Source organism: Pseudomonas ficuserectae, assembly GCF_024584585.1.
Lineage (GTDB): Bacteria > Pseudomonadota > Gammaproteobacteria > Pseudomonadales > Pseudomonadaceae > Aquipseudomonas > Aquipseudomonas amygdali.
This window is the reverse complement of record NZ_CP085684.1, coordinates 481,785-499,302: the sequence shown is the minus strand read 5'-3', so window position 1 is coordinate 499,302 and position 17,518 is coordinate 481,785. Positions and strand designations below refer to the sequence as shown.

Genomic DNA, 17,518 nt, shown 5'->3' with positions numbered 1-17,518 from the left:
TTATTGGGAATGTCGGCGGATACGTTTAGACTTCGCTTCTGGTTTCCCTGCGAGTCTGCGACATGTCTATCAAATGGATCTGCAAACATCACACCGAGTTGAGCATCCAGCAGCTGTATGCCGTGCTGCAACTGCGCGCCGAGGTGTTTGTGGTCGAGCAGCAATGTGTGTATCTGGACGTGGACGGGCAGGACCTGACGGGCGATACCTGCCACCTGATGGCCTGGCAGGAAGACAAGCTGGTCGCCTACCTGCGCTTGCTGGACCCTATCCAGCAGGGCGGCGACGTCACTATCGGGCGAGTCGTGACAGCCCCTTCGATTCGCAGCCGGGGCATTGGCCATGAACTGATGGAACAGGCTCTGGAAAACGCCGAACGCAAATGGCCTGACCAGCCCATCTATCTGTCGGCACAAGCCCACCTGCAAGGCTATTACAGCCGCTACGGTTTCAACCCGGTGGGCGAGGTCTACCTGGAAGACGACATCCCCCACATCGGCATGCGCCGCGATCTGGACTAAGAGCAGTTGCACGCCTTGAGCTGCAAGCTGCACATTGAAAGCATTGAAAAGGGATTCGTCGATGGAGGTCAGCAAGACCAAAAGCAGTTTCTATCGCCGCCTGTACGTGGCGTACCTGATTGATTCGAAGCTCGCCAGCAGCGTACCCGAACTGACCGCCGTGACCGGCATGCCACGCCGCACCGCGCAGGACACCATCAGCGCGCTCTCCGATCTGGACATCGTGTGTGAATTCGAACAGCAGGAAGGTGCCCGCAATCACGCAGGCAATTACCGTATTCGCAACTGGGGCGCCATCGACAAAACATGGATCGCCCGCAACCTGAACAGCATCAAGTCCGTGCTCGGGTATCCCTAGCAGGGCAGTTGCGAGCTTAAAGCTTGCCGTTCGAAGCCTGCAGCTCGTTATAGGTCAGGTAGACGCGCAGGTCGAATTCCAGCTGGTGATACCCGGGCAGCATGTGCTCGCATAACTGGTAGAACGCCTTGTTGTGGTCTGACTCGCGAAAATGTGCGAGCTCATGAACCACGATCATCTTCAGGAATTGTGCAGGGGCTTCCTTGAACAAGGCGGCTACCCGAATTTCATTGCTTGCCTTGAGCTTGCCGCCCTGCACTCTGGATATTTTAGTGTGCAACCCGAGCGCGCGATGGGTCAGGTCCAGGCGACTATCGAAGAGCACCTTCCTGATGGCCGGCGCGTTGCGCAGGTGATCCTGCTTGAGCGCCAGCGCGTAGGCATAAAGAGCCTTGTCGCTTTGTATCTGATGACGCTCAGGGTAGCGCTGCTCCAGATAGTCCGCCAGACGGTTCTGGGCAATCAACTGATGCACTTGATCCTGCAGGGTCTGCGGATAGGCTTGCAGGTATTTGAGCGGAGCATGGCTGGCGGCAGTCATGGGGCCTTTTGCATGATGACGAAAGACGCCATTCTACAGCAATCCACTCGATCTCAAGCCTGCCACCTCAAAGTGCCCGGGGAAGCGCAGCGCGTCTTCGGGCACCATCGGATGCGCGATCAGAAAGCCCTGCATGACCTGACAGCCGTTGTCCGCCAGCCACTGGTATTGCTCGGGGGTCTCGACCCCTTCGGCAATAACCAGCATATCGAGGTTGCGACTCAGGTCGATGATGCTGCTGGCCATCGCCGCCTCGCGCCTGGACTCGACAATGTTGGCGACAAAACGCCTGTCCAGCTTCAAGGTGTCTAGCTGAAGATTGCGCAAGTGCGACAGCGAGCATTCGCCGGTCCCGAAATCGTCTAGCGCAATACGCACGCCGACGTCATGCAGCAACTTCAGCTGTTTATGGCTATGCGTAAGGTTATGCACCAGAGAGCTTTCAGTGATTTCCACCTCGATCTGCCCTGGTTTGAGCTCGAAGCGATCCATGGCACGCTTCAGCTCCGAAGCCAGGTTGGGCATGCAGAATTGCGTGGGGCTGACACAGACACTCAGTACCACATCGGCAGCAAACACCCGACTCCACGCCTGACGCTGTTCGGCACCCTGATCGAAAATCCAGCTGCCTAGCCGGTTGATCAACCTGGTCTCCTCAAGCAAGGGAATGAACAGTGCTGGAGGTACCTCGCCGACCGCCGGATGCTGCCAGCGCAACAACGCTTCGAAACCACGCAGGCGGCCATCCGCAACGTGGACCTGGGGCTGGTACACCACCGAAAAATCCTTGCCATCGATGGCCGTGCGCACGCTTTCCTCAAGCATCAGCCGTGAGCGGGCGCGTCCGTTCATGTTCTGGTCGTAGAACCGGTATTGCTGACGCCCTGCACGCTTGGCCTCGTACATGGCGATATCTGCCGCACGCAGCAAACCGTCCAGATTCGAGCCGCAGTCCGGAAAGGTCGCAATACCGACACTGGCACCCAAGGTGATATCGACACCGTCGACCTGGCGTCTTCCCGACACCCGTTCAATGAGCTTTTCGGCGATTTTGGCCGCCTGTTCGGGGTAATCAAGACCATCGATCACGACCGTGAATTCGTCGCCGCCAATGCGCGCCAGAACATCATAGGGGCGCATGCTGTCCTTGAACTGCTCGGCGACCCAGAGCAATACCTGATCACCGGCGTCATGACCCAGCGCATCATTGATCTGCTTGAAGCCGTCCAGGTCCATGAACAGCACAACCAGGTATTTGTCTGTCTGCTCCTTTCGCAGGAGCATGCCTTCAACGGCCTGATAAAGCCCGCGGCGATTGAGCAGGCCTGTCAAAGCGTCGGTAACGGCCTGTTTTTCAAGTTGCTGATAAAGATCACGGACTACCGACATATCCAGAACCGTCATCACCATCGCCTTCTGCTCCGCAGGCAGCGCCGCGCAAGACAAGGCAACCGGCAACTGAGTACCTTGTGCGGTACGCAGAACGGCATCGTGCACCCGGTAGGTGTCGGCCCTGCGATAGTGCTTGTAGAAGCCAGACTCCAGCCAGTCGCCTACTTGCGGTTCGATAATGTAATCCAGCACTTGCGTACCGCGCAGTTGATCGACCGAAGCGCTCAACAACTGGCAGATGGCGGGATTGGCAAAACTGATGGTGCCCGCCTCATCAACGACCAGAATGCCTTCGGCGACGTTGGCCAGCACTGACGCGTTGAACGCTCGGGCCGATTCAAGCTCCAGCGAGAGCTGTTGCAGCGCACGACGGTTACGCTGCTGCTCAAGCAGGGTCTTCACCTTGGGCTTGAGAACGTTCGGGTCGAAGGGTTTGAACAGGTAATCCGTCGCGCCATTCGCATACCCCTTCTGCACGGCATCCTGAGTCTGCTCATTTGCCGTGAGAAAGATAATCGGCGTCAGACGGGTGCGCTGACTGCCTCGCATTAGCCGGGCGACTTCGAAGCCGTCCATGCCCGGCATCTGCACATCCAGCAGAACCAGATCGACTTCCTGCTCAAGAAGTACCGTCAATGCTTCGATGCCTGAACTCGCAGTCACAATATGCCAGTCCGTTCTTTGCAGAACAGCGCACATCGTCACCAGATTTTCCGGGTAATCGTCTACAACCAGTAAAACCGAAGAGCCATCATGTGGCTGTGTTGGCACGCGTTCCATGCTGCTTCTCTATGTGGGCATGACGCCTGGGTTTCAGGACGACCGTCATACTTTGGAATAACTCTAGCCCCGTCTCGCAAAAAGCAGAAGCAAGGCACCCCTTCCCTACCATCAAAGTTCGATCTACCCGACTAACGGTCATTCCCTGTACGCCGTGCACACTCTGCCCTGCAGGAAAAGTGACAGCACTTTGACGTCATTGGTTCGACAACTTTTAATTAACAAATCGCCCTACAATCCGTATAAAACTCGCTCAAACCCTCTTGCTAGAGGCCCCCCCTTGGTAGCAAACAGACATGCGCGGAAGGATTGAACATGATCGATCTCGGATCGTACCAACTCAGCATTCCAGTGGGCTCACCCCCCAAAACCATTACCACCGCTCAGCTTGTTAAGGGTTATGACGGCAAATACTTCAAATCAAAATCGGACTCCATTGTGTTCTGGTCTCCGGTGACCGGGACCAAAACCGAAAACGCTAAATATTCGCGCAGCGAGTTACGGGAAACATGGTCAGATGGATCACTGCACAATTGGGTATATCCCGACGCGGACAACTATCTGAACGCTAAACTGGAAGTCGATCAGGTGCCCTCTTCCGGCAAGATCGTGATCGGCCAGATACATGCCTACGAGAGCACCGAGCCTCTTCTGAAAGTCGAGTATCAATACAAGGAAGACACCAAGACCGGAGACATCGTTGCGAAAGTTCGCAATCGTTTCGATGACGACGAAAGCAAGGTCTATAAGATAGTCGAAGGTGTGAAGCTCAATCAGACATTCAGTTACGTCATTCACCTGAGCAAGGGTGGAAAATTGACTGTCAGTGTCAACGACACCGACTGGAGCAAGCGCATCAGCGAGACCTGGCGCGACAAGCCTTTGTATTTCAAAGCCGGTGTTTATACCCAGGACAACACCGGGTATACCTCGGAAGGCGGCAAGGCCACGTTCTATAATCTGGATATTGATCACAACAAGAGCTGAGTCGCACGCAGGCCTTGAATCAAACGATCAAAAAAACGGCCCGCACTTGCAGAAAGTGCGGGCCGCTTTTCATTTCATCGGTTATTCAGGCAGCATTATCAGCGGTTGGCTTTGAACTCCTGCTCAGCCGCCAGGAAACGTGTCTGCATGGACGCAGACGCAGGCTTGCCGATCAGACTGAATACCACGATGGCAATGCTGGCAAGGATGAAACCCGGGATGATTTCATACAGGCCAAGGGTACTGAACTGCTTCCAGAGCACGACAGTCGCAGCGCCGACTATTACCCCTGCCAGCGCACCATTGCGCGTCATGCCTTTCCACAGCACAGATATCAGCACCACAGGGCCGAATGCAGCGCCAAACCCTGCCCAGGCATAGCTCACCAGCCCCAGTACGCGATTCTCGGGATTGGCGGCCAGCAGAATGGCAATGACAGCGATCAGCAACACCATCGCACGCCCGACCCACACCAACTCAAGCTGCGAAGCCCCCTTGCGCAGATAAGCCTTGTAGAAGTCTTCGGTCAGCGCGCTGGAGCACACCAGCAACTGGCAACTCAGCGTACTCATCACCGCAGCCAGAATGGCCGACAGCAATACACCGGCAATCCATGGATTGAACAGCAGCTTGGCCAGTTCGATGAAGACTCGCTCCGGGTTCTCGGTCACCGGCCCGGCCACATCCGGGTGCGCGGAGAAGTAAGCGATACCAAAGAAGCCTACCGCCACAGTACCGCCAAGGCACAGGATCATCCAGGCCATAGAGATGCGTCGGGCGCTGGCAATCGACTTGACCGAATCAGCCGCCATGAAGCGCGCCAGAATATGCGGCTGACCGAAATAACCCAGTCCCCAGCCAAGCAGGGAAATGATGCCGATGAAAGTCGTGTTCTTGAACATGTCGAAGCTGGTCGGATCTTTCGCTTCAATGGCCAGGAAGGTGGTATCGACCCCGCCTGTTGCCAGCAGGACGATGATCGGCGTCAGGATGAGGGCGAAGATCATCAGCGTGGCTTGTACGGTGTCGGTCCAGCTCACGGCCAGAAAACCACCGACGAAGGTGTACGCAATGGTAGCCGCAGCGCCGGCCCACAGGGCGGTTTCGTAGGACATGCCGAAGGTGCTTTCAAACAGACGCGCGCCCGCAACGATGCCCGAGGCGCAATAGATGGTGAAAAACACCAGAATCACGATGGCCGAGATGATGCGCAGCAGGCCGCTGTTGTCTTCGAAGCGGCTGCTGAAGTAATCCGGCAGGGTCAGCGCGTCACCGTTGTGCTCGGTCTGCACACGCAGACGACCGGCCACGAACAGCCAGTTCAGGTAGGCGCCGATGATCAGACCAATGGCGATCCAGCTTTCCGACAGGCCGGACATATAGATAGCCCCCGGCAACCCCATCAACAGCCAGCCGCTCATGTCCGAGGCCCCTGCTGAAAGAGCTGTTACCACGCTGCCCAGGCTGCGCCCGCCGAGGATGTAATCCGAAAGGTTGTTGGTAGAGCGATAGGCCATCAGGCCGATCAAGACCATTGCCGCTATATAGATCACAAACGTGATCAAGGTAGGGTTACTGACACTCATGAGTTCTGCCTTGGCATTGTTTTTATGTTGGCACCCGATGCCAAAGGGAATAGCGACCGATATTCGGCGCACCCGTGCTTTTGCACCCGACACCGCGTTGACTGATCGCTCCGCAAGGATCGGCAATCAATGACTGGCGGTTGCACCGCGGGAATGAATCCTATTAAACAAACCAAACAAGGTGCAACCCATTTCACCGTGCAAGTTGCACCTGTTACAAAAAAACCGATAAAGGCGTTTTTCTGCGCCATTTTAGGGCGTTTTAGACCCTCTCTACAAACAATCGCGCACCAGCTCTGAGCAAAGCAGCACTCTTGCGGGTCACTTGCCGGCAATGTCACAAAATATTATCAAAACAGGGTTGCACTCGGTTGCACCTGACCCCGTCACAGCGCTAATCTTCGCCAAAGCCGATGCCGCCGTTGCGTGGCTATAATGAGGACAACACATGGCCACCACTACTCTGGGCGTCAAACTTGACGACCCGACCCGCGAGCGATTGAAAGCCGCCGCCCATTCGATCGACCGCACACCGCACTGGTTGATCAAGCAGGCGATTTTCAATTACCTGGAAAAACTGGAGAGTGGTGCAACCTTGCTGGAGCTCAATGGCGCGACTGGCAAAGACAGCGAAGACCGAGGCGAAGTGGCGGAAGACACAGGCCTGCAATGCTTCCTGGATTTTGCCGAGAGCATTCAACCGCAGTCGGTACTGCGGGCGGCCATCACCTCCGCCTACCGCCGCCCCGAGCAGGAAGTGGTGCCGATGCTACTGGAGCAGGCGCGCCTGACTGCACCTGTTGCCGAAGCCACCAACAAGATGGCCGCGTCTATTGCCGAAAAGCTGCGCAACCAGAAAAGTGCTGGCGGCCGCGCAGGCATTGTTCAAGGCCTGTTGCAGGAATTTTCGCTGTCCTCGCAGGAAGGCGTTGCACTCATGTGCCTGGCCGAGGCGTTGCTGCGCATTCCGGACAAGGGCACGCGCGATGCCCTGATTCGCGACAAGATCAGCAACGGCAACTGGCAACCGCACTTGGGCAACAGCCCCTCGCTGTTCGTCAACGCTGCCACCTGGGGCCTGCTGCTGACCGGCAAGCTGGTCGCCACTCACAATGAGGCAGGCCTCACTTCTTCACTGAGCCGCATCATCGGCAAGAGCGGCGAACCGATGATCCGCAAGGGCGTCGACATGGCCATGCGCCTGATGGGCGAGCAGTTCGTCACCGGCGAAACCATCGGCGAAGCCCTGGCCAATGCCAGCCGTTTTGAAGCCAAGGGCTTCCGCTATTCCTACGACATGCTGGGTGAAGCGGCGCTTACCGAGCATGATGCGCAGAAGTATCTCGCGTCCTACGAGCAGGCCATACACTCCATCGGCAAGGCCTCCCACGGCCGCGGGATCTATGAAGGCCCGGGCATTTCCATCAAGCTGTCGGCACTGCACCCGCGCTATAGCCGCGCTCAGTACGAGCGCGTGATGGAAGAGCTGTACCCGCGCCTGCTGTCGCTGACCCTGCTGGCCAAGCAGTACGACATCGGCCTGAACATCGATGCCGAAGAGGCTGATCGTCTGGAGCTGTCACTGGATCTGCTCGAGCGCCTGTGCTTCGAACCGCAGCTCACTGGCTGGAACGGCATTGGCTTCGTGATTCAGGCTTACCAAAAGCGCTGCCCTTATGTGATCGATTACGTGATCGATCTGGCTCGGCGCAGCCGTCACCGCCTGATGATCCGTCTGGTCAAGGGCGCGTATTGGGACAGCGAGATCAAGCGCGCCCAAGTCGAAGGTCTGGAAGGCTATCCGGTGTACACGCGCAAGGTGTACACCGACGTCTCGTACATCGCCTGTGCCCGCAAGCTGCTGGCGGCACCAGAAGTCATTTATCCACAATTCGCCACACACAACGCCCACACCCTGGCGGCTATTTACCAGATCGCCGGGCAGAATTATTACCCAGGTCAGTATGAGTTCCAGTGCCTGCACGGCATGGGCGAGCCTTTGTACGAGCAGGTCGTAGGCAAGGTCGCAGACGGCAAGCTGAACCGTCCATGCCGCGTGTACGCTCCGGTCGGCACGCATGGGACGCTGTTGGCCTATCTGGTCCGTCGTCTGCTGGAAAACGGTGCCAACACGTCGTTCGTCAACCGGATTGCCGACCATTCGATCTCCATTCAGGAACTGGTGGCCGACCCGGTCAGCCAGATCGAACGCATGGCAACACAGGAAGGCGGTTTCGGCTTGCCGCACCCGCGCATTCCGCTGCCGCGCGACCTGTATGGCACCGAGCGCGCCAACTCCAGCGGCATCGACATGGCCAACGAGCATCGTCTGGCTTCGCTGTCCTCGGCCCTGCTCGCCACAGCGCACAATGACTGGAAAGCTGCCCCCATGCTCGGCTGCCCGGCCAGCGCAGGCACACTGACTGCCGCGTTGAACCCATCGGACCTGCGTGATGTGGTCGGTCATATTCAGGAAGCCTCGCTGCAGGATGTCGAGAACGCCATCCAGTGCGCCTTGAGCGCTGGCCCGATCTGGCAGGCAACACCGCCTGCCGAACGCGCCGCAATTCTGGAACGTGCTGCCGATTTGATGGAAAGCGACATCCAGCCCTTGATGGGCCTGCTAGTCCGCGAGGCGGGCAAGACCTTCGCCAACGCCATCGCCGAGGTGCGCGAAGCCGTCGACTTCCTGCGTTACTACGCCGTACAGGCGCGCAATGATTTCACCAACGACGCCCATCGTCCGCTGGGGCCGGTGGTCTGCATCAGCCCATGGAACTTCCCGCTGGCAATTTTCAGCGGTCAGGTCGCTGCTGCACTGGCTGCGGGCAACCCGGTGCTGGCCAAACCGGCCGAGCAAACACCGTTGATTGCCGCTCAGGCCGTGCGCCTGCTGCTTGAAGCCGGCATCCCGGAAGGCGTGGTGCAATTGTTACCGGGGCGCGGTGAAACCGTAGGTGCCGGACTGGTCGGTGACGAACGCGTCAAAGGCGTGATGTTCACCGGTTCCACTGAAGTCGCCCGCCTGCTGCAACGTAACGTGGCGGGGCGCCTGGACTCGCAGGGTCGCCCCATCCCCCTGATCGCCGAAACCGGCGGTCAGAACGCGATGATCGTCGACTCTTCGGCGCTGACCGAACAGGTTGTCATTGACGTGGTTTCTTCGGCGTTCGACAGCGCCGGGCAACGCTGCTCGGCACTGCGCGTGCTGTGCCTGCAGGAAGACTCTGCCGACCGCGTCATCGAAATGCTCAAGGGGGCGATGGCCGAGAGCCGCCTCGGCAACCCGGAGCGCCTGTCCGTGGACATCGGCCCGGTGATCGATGCCGAGGCCAAGGCGGGTATCGAAAAACACATCCAGGCCATGCGCGACAAAGGCCGTACGGTTTATCAGGTGGCCATTGCCGACAGCACGGAGCTTAAGCGTGGCACTTACGTGATGCCGACCCTGATCGAGCTGGAAAGCTTCGATGAGCTGCAACGCGAAATCTTCGGCCCGGTGCTGCACGTGGTGCGCTACAAGCGCAAGGAACTGGGCCTGCTGATCGACCAGATCAATGCATCCGGCTACGGCCTTACCCTTGGTGTTCATACCCGCATCGACGAAACCATCGCCAAGGTCATCGACAACGTCAACGCAGGCAACGTCTATGTAAACCGTAACATCGTCGGTGCTGTGGTGGGCGTCCAGCCATTTGGCGGCGAAGGCTTGTCCGGTACCGGCCCTAAAGCCGGTGGCCCGCTGTACCTGTACCGCCTGCTGTCGACGCGTCCGCAGGATGCCATCGAGAAATCGTTCGTGCGCAGTGATGCACTGTCTGCTCCGGACACGCGCCTGCGTGACATCCTCAACAAACCGTTGCAAGCCTTGAAGGCCTGGGCAGCCAGTAACCAGCAAAGCGATCTGGATGCCCTGTGCAGCCAATACGCCGAGCAATCGCAAAGCGGCATCACTCGCCAGCTGGCGGGGCCGACCGGCGAGCGCAACAGCTATGCGATTCTGCCGCGTGAACACGTGCTTTGCCTGGCGGATGACGAGAACGACCTGCTGATTCAACTGGCGGCCGTGCTGGCTGTCGGCAGCTCTGCCGTATGGCCGGAAACAGACATCAGCAAGCCATTGCGCGCTCGTCTGCCAAAGGACGTTCAGGCACGCATCAAGCTGATCCCTGACTGGACCAAGGACGAAGTCATCTTCGACGCCGTCCTGCACCACGGCGATTCCGATCAGCTACGCGCCATCTGCCAGCAGATCGCCCAGCGCAGCGGTGCAATCGTCGGCGTCAACGGCCAGTCCCACGGCGAAACCAACGTGCCGCTGGAACGCCTGGTGATAGAGCGGGCATTGAGCGTGAACACTGCGGCGGCGGGTGGCAATGCGAGCCTGATGACGATCGGCTGATGCCGCTAGGTAACAGATGACGCAGGGCGTCAAGAAAGGCCTTCCCACGCTGGAGCGTGCGGAACGAGAGGTGTCTGAAAAACACCGACCGTTCCCATGCTCTGGACGCTTCGCGTCCGCTCTCGATACCCCCCGCACACGCTCGACCATCACCCGAATCAATCTTGCTACCCTCCCCCCTCAACCCGACCTAGACTTGAGCCATTCCAAGAATAGGTACGCCATCATGTCCGAGTCGCTGCTCAGTTCCCGAAACCTGGCTTTCGAGCTGTATGAAGTGCTGGACGCCGAAGGGCTGACGCGGCGTGAGCGGTTTGCCGAGCATTCGCGGGAAACCTTCGATGCAGCGCTGGGGACGGCGCGTACTATCGCGGAAAAGTATTTTGCGCCGCACAACCGCAAGGCTGACGAAAACGAGCCGCGCTATGAAAATGGCGAAGCGATTCTGATCCCCGAGGTCAAGCCTGCGGTGGATGCGTTTCTCGCCGCTGGTTTTCTCAATGCATCGCGTGATTTTGAAGCGGGCGGCATGCAGTTGCCGACCCTACTGTCACAGGCCTGCTTTGCCCACTTTCAGGCAGCCAATGTCGGAACCACGGCCTACCCGTTCCTGACCATGGGCGCGGCGAATCTGATTGAGAGTTTTGGCAACGACGAACAAAAACAGCGCTTTCTGCAACCGATGATCGAGGGGCGCTTCTTCGGCACCATGGCGCTGACCGAGCCACACGCAGGTTCGTCGCTGTCAGACATCCGCACCCGCGCCGAACCGGCAGAAGACGGCACCTATCGGCTGCGTGGCAACAAGATTTTCATCTCGGGTGGTGATCACGCACTTTCGGAAAATATCGTGCACATGGTATTGGCAAAGCTGCCGGATGCGCCTGGCGGGGTCAAAGGTATCTCGCTGTTCATCGTGCCCAAGTTTCTGGTCAACGACGACGGCAGCCTCGGCAAGCGTAACGATGTACTGCTGGCTGGCCTGTTTCACAAGATGGGCTGGAAAGGCACTACTTCTACCGCACTGAATTTCGGCGATAACGGTGAGTGTGTCGGCTATCTGGTCGGCAAGCCCCATCACGGTTTGAGTTACATGTTCCAGATGATGAACGAAGCACGCATCGGCGTCGGCCTGGGCGCGGTCATGCTCGGCTATTCGGGGTATCTGTATTCTCTGGATTATGCCCGCGACCGACCTCAAGGTCGGCTGCCCGACAGCAAGAGCCCCGAGAGCACGCCTGTTCCGATCATTCAGCACGCCGACGTGCGGCGCATGCTGCTGACCCAGAAAGCGTATGTAGAAGGCGCGTTCGACCTGTGCCTGTATGCCTCGCGACTGTTCGACGACACACAGACCGGAGAAACCGAAGACGCCCGCAAGCATGCCCATGAACTGTTGGACCTGCTGACTCCGGTGGTCAAGTCATGGCCCTCGGAGTTCTGCCTGAAGGCTAACGAGCTGGCGATTCAGGTTCTAGGCGGTCATGGCTATACCCGCGAATACCCTGTTGAGCAGTACTACCGCGACAACCGGCTTAATCCGATTCATGAAGGTACTCACGGCATTCAGTCGCTGGACCTGCTTGGCCGCAAGCTGGCGCAGAACGGCGGCACCGGCCTCAAGCAACTGCTGCGCCTGATATCCGATACCTGCGCGCGGGCGCAGGTTTACGACTCACTTCATGAGCTGCGCCAACCTCTGGAGCAATTGGTCACTCATGTGCAGGCTGTCACCCTCGGCCTGCTGACCGATCTGGCGCAAGGCAGAATCACCAGTACGCTGGCCAATTCGGCGCTGTACCTCAAGGTATTCGGCCACACCATTATCGGCTGGCGCTGGCTGGAACAGGCGATCCGCGCCGAGGAAGGTCTGGGCAAAGGTGATTCGGCCGACAGCGACTTCTACAAGGGCAAGCTGCAAGCTGCCCGCTACTTCCTGACATGGGAATTACCGGGCTGCCATCACGAGCTGAGCATTCTGGAGAACCGCGATGACACCTGCCTCGCTATGCGCGATGACTGGTTTTAAATAAAACCGGGCGGCGCTTGATCAGTGAGGGCTGAACAGGTCAGTCATCGGGTTCTCTGGAAAGAACCGGTCGACCAATACCTTGGCATCTGCCCCCAACTTGAGCGCGTATTGCTCTCGACTGAATGGCTCGCCTGTGCGCATATCGTAAAGCGCTCTTCCCTGAACCGGGCGATCGACCTCCTGCATCTGGACTTTCATGAGACGATAAAAATCGCCGACCACTTCTTCGATACTCTCGATCTGAAAATAACAACCGGGCAAAAAGATCGATTCGGCCTCATCGGGCGAGGCTGAAAATGGCGCGATCGGCGTGGCCCTCAAATACCGTCCTTTGGGCAAGACAAAGACCACCGAAGTATCATCGAACGTTATCGGCCCAATCACCGCGTTAGTAGGGGCACCGGCTCGACTGCTGGCGAACGCGCTGACCACATAGGGGGTTTCACTGAACGAAGTGATATCGGTATTGACCAGCACATCGCCAACCTTGATCTGCCCGCTACGGAACACGGCACCCGAGGTGCCCCGATCACCGCTGCCACCCCGATACAACTCGACATCATTGCTATAGCCCACCACCTGGATGTCATCGGCAAGACGCTCAATGAACCTTACCTGGTTGGGGCCCCTACGTTCGCCTGTACGCAGGAATCGATTGAACACAGTATCCTCCTGAGTATAGAGCATGATGTTAGCGCCGTAATAGTCGTCCTCGCCCAGCTTGAACACTCTGTGTTTACCGTGCCACGGGGCCCGGTACACTTCATCGCCTTCGGGTGAAGAGTCAGACTCCAGAACATCGTCCGTGGTTGGCTCCCAGATATCCATGACCTCTTTCTGACGAGTCAGGGCTCTTTCTGCATAATATTGCTCATTGAATATGTCCGTTTGCAGGTACCTGTCCCAGAACGTTGAATGCACTGTTGCATAAGGTTTTCCTGGCGGGACTGATGAGCTGGTAGACGGCACCTGCGGATCCATAGGCGAGCCACCCTGCAAGCCAGGTGATTGAATCAGCGTCCATTCTCCGTCGAGCCCCAAGCGAACCGGCTTACTGCCAACGAACGCAAAAGGATTGTCAGGGTCAACGATAAACCAGCACTGCTGTTGCTCACTGAACATCACGCGATACGGCAACCGCGCAAGCTTGATCCAGGTTTCGCCATTGCCCAACGAGTAAACGCCACGAAACCTGCCTTCCTCGGCTGAGGGCGTGAGGCTGTCCAGCAGCAGGTTGCCTTCCATGTTTTCCAGCGGATCGACAATCACGCCACTCTCCACAACTTCACTGGGGAGCGACACGACATCCGCCCGCACTAATGGCATACGCTCAGGCATGGCACGAATGGACATCAGTAGCGGCAGATTAAAAAGCAGGTAAAGGGTGTTGATAATGGCACCCAATACACCAGCGCGACGTTGCGCCGGGGTCTTGCCATTGACCGCCTGATCAATGTTCAACCCGGTATTGGCGAGGCCTGCGCCAACCAGCGTCAGAGCAACGGGCCACCCCAACGCGGCTAGCCCGCCAAAAGCCTGCATGAAGGCACTTAGATAACCGATCCACATCTGCTTGCGCAGATCGGCGTTGGACGTCAGCAACTGATGTGCGTCGGTGGTCATGACCTGACGCGCGATATCACGCAGATAAATAAAGGGATCACCCACGATGGGGGCCCGGGATTGATTGATAAGTCGGACATCGGCACGCCAGTCATGCGCGAGCAATTCACTGACTCCGCGCGCAAACCTGACGCTGTCCTGTGTTCGTGCCGCCTCGCCGCGCAGGAAATTGCCTGTCAGTGCCTTACCCGCCTGCTCGCTCGCGAACTGCCCCTTGAGCCAGTTGTACAGCGCGCGTTCGTTTTCGAACACCTGAAAAGGCTGCTCGGCATCAGGCCGGTAAATCACTTCCCGGCCATCAGCGATAAAGATACGCAGCATGTCGTAAGTCTTGACGCCGTTGATATCCAGCGTATGCACCGAAAGGCCAGGCGTTACCAAGGGCGAGTCCCGCAAGGCCTTCAGCGTCGCTGGCTGCGAGGGATCAGTGACGACGAATCGAGTGACTTGCTTGAAGTCGTCTGGCGAAAGCTGACCTTTGCGCAGGCAATTACCGGCTGCAACCAAATAGTGCGCTTTGGCCAGAATGCAAAAATTCTCACTGTGCGAACTCCAGAAACGCTCCATGCGGCGGGTGTACAGCGAGCTGAAATCCAGCGTCCACATTTCTGCCAGCAAAGTCTGCGGCAGCATGGGCACCTCGTTGCGCTCGTCGAACACCTCATGATCCGGACCGTCGGTATAAAACCCGCCGTAAAGGGAAAGCTCATCACTGGCCTCTTGGTCGTGGGCGTTGAAGTTCTGCATGAGCAGTTCGATCAACGTCATCGATTGCAGCGGTTTGCCGGAATGTTGCCAGCCGGTAAATGTACGCGGACTGCTGCTTGCGCTGCCGAAACGATGCCAATAGACCTTGTCAGGGTTAAACACCTTTTGCGTGTGCTGAAGCATGATCTTGCTGATTACACTATAGGCCAGATCGTGCAGATCGGGGTAGTCGAAAACAAATTGCTTCGCGCGCTCACGCAGCAGTTGCTGATCGGTTTTAGGTATTTTCAGAGATTGGGGCGTCATGACTTCTTCCTGTATGAGAGAAGTCATGCACGTAATCACTCCTTACGGCATACGTGGCACTAACTATTTATAACGCGATCCTGCGCAGGCAGGCGCGTGAACTGATTCAGTCAGAGGACCGAACAGCAAAGGCGGCGGGTGACTGCAGATTGATCGGGTTCAGCCGGAAGTAATCGCGACCGAAAGTATTTGCTCGCCCGCCTCCAGAACTCTGCATGCGGATCCCGCTTATCGCCGAACGGATTTCCGCCCTTCTTATTTTCTGCAATTTCATCGTCCATGATGAAAACCTTCTATAGCTGAAGCTCGACAACAGGCCGCAAGAAGGCTTGGCTTGCGGCATATACGTCTGTGTCGACCGCCAGATTGCGACGAGTCACGTGCTCTGGAACGCCGAATCTGCGTGATCCGCCGGAAATTGATCTTTGACAGCCAAGCAATTCAACAGGTTAAATCGCTTGGCACGCGGACTGCATGGTCAGTTTTCGCCCCTCTCGCTTCAATTCAGTTTTCTACGGAGTACCGCCCTTGGACGCCACCACCATCAACAGCCTGTTCCTGATCGGCGCGTTGCTGGTAGCCGCAAGCATCCTGGTCAGCTCTCTTTCATCACGCCTGGGTATTCCGATCCTGGTCATCATCCTGGCCGTGGGCATGGTGGCGGGCGTGGATGGCGGCGGGATCATCTTCGACAACTACGCTACCGCCTATCTGGTCGGCAACCTTGCGCTGGCCGTGATCCTGCTCGACGGCGGGCTGCGAACGCGGGTGGCCAGTTTCCGGGTTGCGCTGTGGCCTGCATTGTCGCTGGCAACGGTGGGCGTGCTGATCACCACCGTACTGACCGGCATGGTGGCTGCCTGGCTGTTCAATCTCAGCGTCATTCAGGGCCTGTTGATCGGCGCGATCGTCGGCTCCACAGACGCTGCTGCGGTGTTCTCCCTGCTGGGCGGCAAAGGCCTGAACGAGCGGGTCACCGCCAGCCTCGAGATCGAGTCGGGCAGCAACGACCCCATGGCGGTGTTCCTGACCGTCACCCTGATCGGCATGCTGGCCAGCGGTCAGACCGGCTTGCACTGGGGGCTGCTGGGACATTTGATTCAGGAGTTCGGCATCGGCAGTTTCATCGGCCTGGGCGGCGGCTGGATCCTGCTTCAGCTGGTCAACCGCATCAATCTGGCGGCCGGCCTGTACCCTATTCTGGTGATTGCCGGGGGGCTTGCGATCTTTGCCCTGACCAACGCCATTCACGGCAGCGGCTTTCTCGCGGTCTACCTGTGCGGTCTGGTGCTAGGTAACCGGCCGATCCGCAGCCGCCACGGCATCCTGCACATGCTCGACGGCATGGCCTGGCTGGCACAGATCGGCATGTTTCTGGTGCTGGGCCTGCTGGTCACGCCACACGATCTGCTGCCGATTGCGATTCCGGCGCTAGGCCTGGCGCTGTGGATGATTCTGGTGGCACGCCCGCTGTCGGTGATGGTCGGCCTGCTGCCGTTCAAGGCCTTCCATGGCCGCGAAAAAGCCTTTATCGCCTGGGTCGGCCTGCGCGGCGCGGTGCCGATCATCCTCGCCGTGTTCCCGCTGATGGCCGGGCTGCCCAATGCGCAGCTGTACTTCAACCTAGCGTTCTTTATCGTACTGGTCTCGCTGTTGCTGCAAGGCACCAGCCTGCCGTGGGTGGCCAAACTGTTGAAAGTGACGGTTCCGCCTGACCCTGCGCCTATTTCCCGAGCCGCACTGGAGGTGCACGTCACCAGTGAATGGGAGCTGTTCGTCTACCGTCTGGGCGCTGAAAAGTGGTGCATCGGTGCAGCGCTGCGTGAGCTGAAAATGCCTGAAGGCACGCGTATTGCCGCGCTGTTCCGGGGCCAGCAGTTGCTCCACCCGTCCGGCAGTACGACGCTGGAAGTGGGCGACCTGCTCTGTGTGATCGGTCACGAACATGATCTTCCGGCACTGGGCAAACTGTTCAGCCAGGCACCGCAACGTGGCCTGGACCTGCGCTTCTTCGGCGACTTCGTTCTTGAAGGCGATGCACGGCTGGGTGAAGTCGCGGCCCTGTATGGCCTGAAGCTCGATGGCATTGACCCCGGAATGCCACTCAGCCAGTTCATCGTGCAGAAGAACCGCGGCGAGCCAGTGGTGGGCGACCAGATTGAATGGAATGGAACTATTTGGACAGTTGCCGTCATGGACGGGAACAAGATCCAGAAAGTGGGCGTCAAATTCCCCGAAGGAACCCGCCCGGGCCCCGGACTGTTCCTTTAAACTGCCAATCC

Annotated in this window: 11 protein-coding genes; 6 read left to right on the top strand and 5 right to left on the bottom strand. The window is 58.1% G+C overall.

Annotated elements, in window-relative coordinates:
- Positions 1-62 precede the first annotated feature (62 nt).
- Together LJU29_RS02240 and LJU29_RS02235 are read left to right on the top strand one after the other, a co-directional pair.
- Positions 63-521, top strand: a complete 459-nt coding sequence (locus tag LJU29_RS02240; protein ID WP_002551760.1) for a GNAT family N-acetyltransferase — start codon at positions 63-65, stop codon at positions 519-521.
- A 61-nt stretch (positions 522-582) separates the two neighbouring features.
- A complete protein-coding gene (locus LJU29_RS02235; RefSeq protein WP_054077095.1) occupies positions 583-879 on the top strand; it encodes a winged helix-turn-helix domain-containing protein in 297 nt (98 codons plus the stop codon).
- A gap of 16 nt (positions 880-895) precedes the next feature.
- Here the strand turns inward: LJU29_RS02235 and LJU29_RS02230 are convergent, their stop codons facing one another.
- Positions 896-1,420: a M48 metallopeptidase family protein gene (locus tag LJU29_RS02230; protein WP_005731076.1), complete on the bottom strand. Its 525-nt coding sequence runs from the start codon at positions 1,418-1,420 to the stop codon at positions 896-898.
- Positions 1,421-1,453: 33 nt separating this feature from the next.
- Positions 1,454-3,592 (bottom strand): two-component system response regulator, encoded by a 2,139-nt coding sequence (locus LJU29_RS02225; RefSeq protein WP_257111592.1) that lies wholly within the window; start codon positions 3,590-3,592, stop codon positions 1,454-1,456.
- Between the two features lie 315 nt (positions 3,593-3,907).
- On the opposite strand from LJU29_RS02225, the gene LJU29_RS02220 reads away from it, so the two are divergent.
- Entirely contained in the window at positions 3,908-4,579 is a 672-nt protein-coding gene (locus tag LJU29_RS02220) for a polysaccharide lyase family 7 protein (protein WP_005743045.1), read from the top strand.
- A 98-nt stretch (positions 4,580-4,677) separates the two neighbouring features.
- On the opposite strand, the gene putP is transcribed toward LJU29_RS02220, so the two are convergent.
- Positions 4,678-6,165, bottom strand: coding sequence for a sodium/proline symporter PutP (putP, locus tag LJU29_RS02215; RefSeq protein WP_005731074.1), 1,488 nt, complete (start codon positions 6,163-6,165; stop codon positions 4,678-4,680).
- A gap of 448 nt (positions 6,166-6,613) precedes the next feature.
- On the opposite strand from putP, the gene putA reads away from it, so the two are divergent.
- Positions 6,614-10,567: a trifunctional transcriptional regulator/proline dehydrogenase/L-glutamate gamma-semialdehyde dehydrogenase gene (gene putA / locus LJU29_RS02210; RefSeq protein ID WP_257111591.1), complete on the top strand. Its 3,954-nt coding sequence runs from the start codon at positions 6,614-6,616 to the stop codon at positions 10,565-10,567.
- Positions 10,568-10,793: 226 nt separating this feature from the next.
- Positions 10,794-12,596, top strand: a complete 1,803-nt coding sequence (locus LJU29_RS02205) for an acyl-CoA dehydrogenase (protein ID WP_257111590.1) — start codon at positions 10,794-10,796, stop codon at positions 12,594-12,596.
- Positions 12,597-12,617: 21 nt separating this feature from the next.
- On the opposite strand, the gene LJU29_RS02200 is transcribed toward LJU29_RS02205, so the two are convergent.
- Together LJU29_RS02200 and LJU29_RS02195 are read right to left on the bottom strand one after the other, a co-directional pair.
- On the bottom strand, positions 12,618-15,263 hold the full coding sequence (locus tag LJU29_RS02200; RefSeq protein WP_257111589.1) for a dermonecrotic toxin domain-containing protein: 2,646 nt from the start codon (positions 15,261-15,263) through the stop codon (positions 12,618-12,620).
- Positions 15,264-15,346: 83 nt separating this feature from the next.
- Entirely contained in the window at positions 15,347-15,517 is a 171-nt protein-coding gene (locus LJU29_RS02195; RefSeq protein WP_183137932.1) for a hypothetical protein, read from the bottom strand.
- A gap of 247 nt (positions 15,518-15,764) precedes the next feature.
- Between LJU29_RS02195 and LJU29_RS02190 the strand changes: the two genes are divergently transcribed.
- Positions 15,765-17,507: a potassium/proton antiporter gene (locus tag LJU29_RS02190; RefSeq protein ID WP_002551752.1), complete on the top strand. Its 1,743-nt coding sequence runs from the start codon at positions 15,765-15,767 to the stop codon at positions 17,505-17,507.
- Positions 17,508-17,518 lie beyond the last annotated feature (11 nt).

Bases quoted from the DNA above. Each gene is read 5' to 3' on its own strand.
- LJU29_RS02240 (WP_002551760.1), top strand. From the start codon at position 63: ATGTCTATCAAATGGATCTGCAAACATCACACCGAGTTGAGCATCCAG.
- LJU29_RS02235 (WP_054077095.1), top strand. From the start codon at position 583: ATGGAGGTCAGCAAGACCAAAAGCAGTTTCTATCGCCGCCTGTACGTG.
- LJU29_RS02230 (WP_005731076.1), bottom strand. From the start codon at position 1,420: ATGACTGCCGCCAGCCATGCTCCGCTCAAATACCTGCAAGCCTATCCG.
- LJU29_RS02225 (WP_257111592.1), bottom strand. From the start codon at position 3,592: ATGGAACGCGTGCCAACACAGCCACATGATGGCTCTTCGGTTTTACTG.
- LJU29_RS02220 (WP_005743045.1), top strand. From the start codon at position 3,908: ATGATCGATCTCGGATCGTACCAACTCAGCATTCCAGTGGGCTCACCC.
- putP (WP_005731074.1), bottom strand. From the start codon at position 6,165: ATGAGTGTCAGTAACCCTACCTTGATCACGTTTGTGATCTATATAGCG.
- putA (WP_257111591.1), top strand. From the start codon at position 6,614: ATGGCCACCACTACTCTGGGCGTCAAACTTGACGACCCGACCCGCGAG.
- LJU29_RS02205 (WP_257111590.1), top strand. From the start codon at position 10,794: ATGTCCGAGTCGCTGCTCAGTTCCCGAAACCTGGCTTTCGAGCTGTAT.
- LJU29_RS02200 (WP_257111589.1), bottom strand. From the start codon at position 15,263: ATGACTTCTCTCATACAGGAAGAAGTCATGACGCCCCAATCTCTGAAA.
- LJU29_RS02195 (WP_183137932.1), bottom strand. From the start codon at position 15,517: ATGGACGATGAAATTGCAGAAAATAAGAAGGGCGGAAATCCGTTCGGC.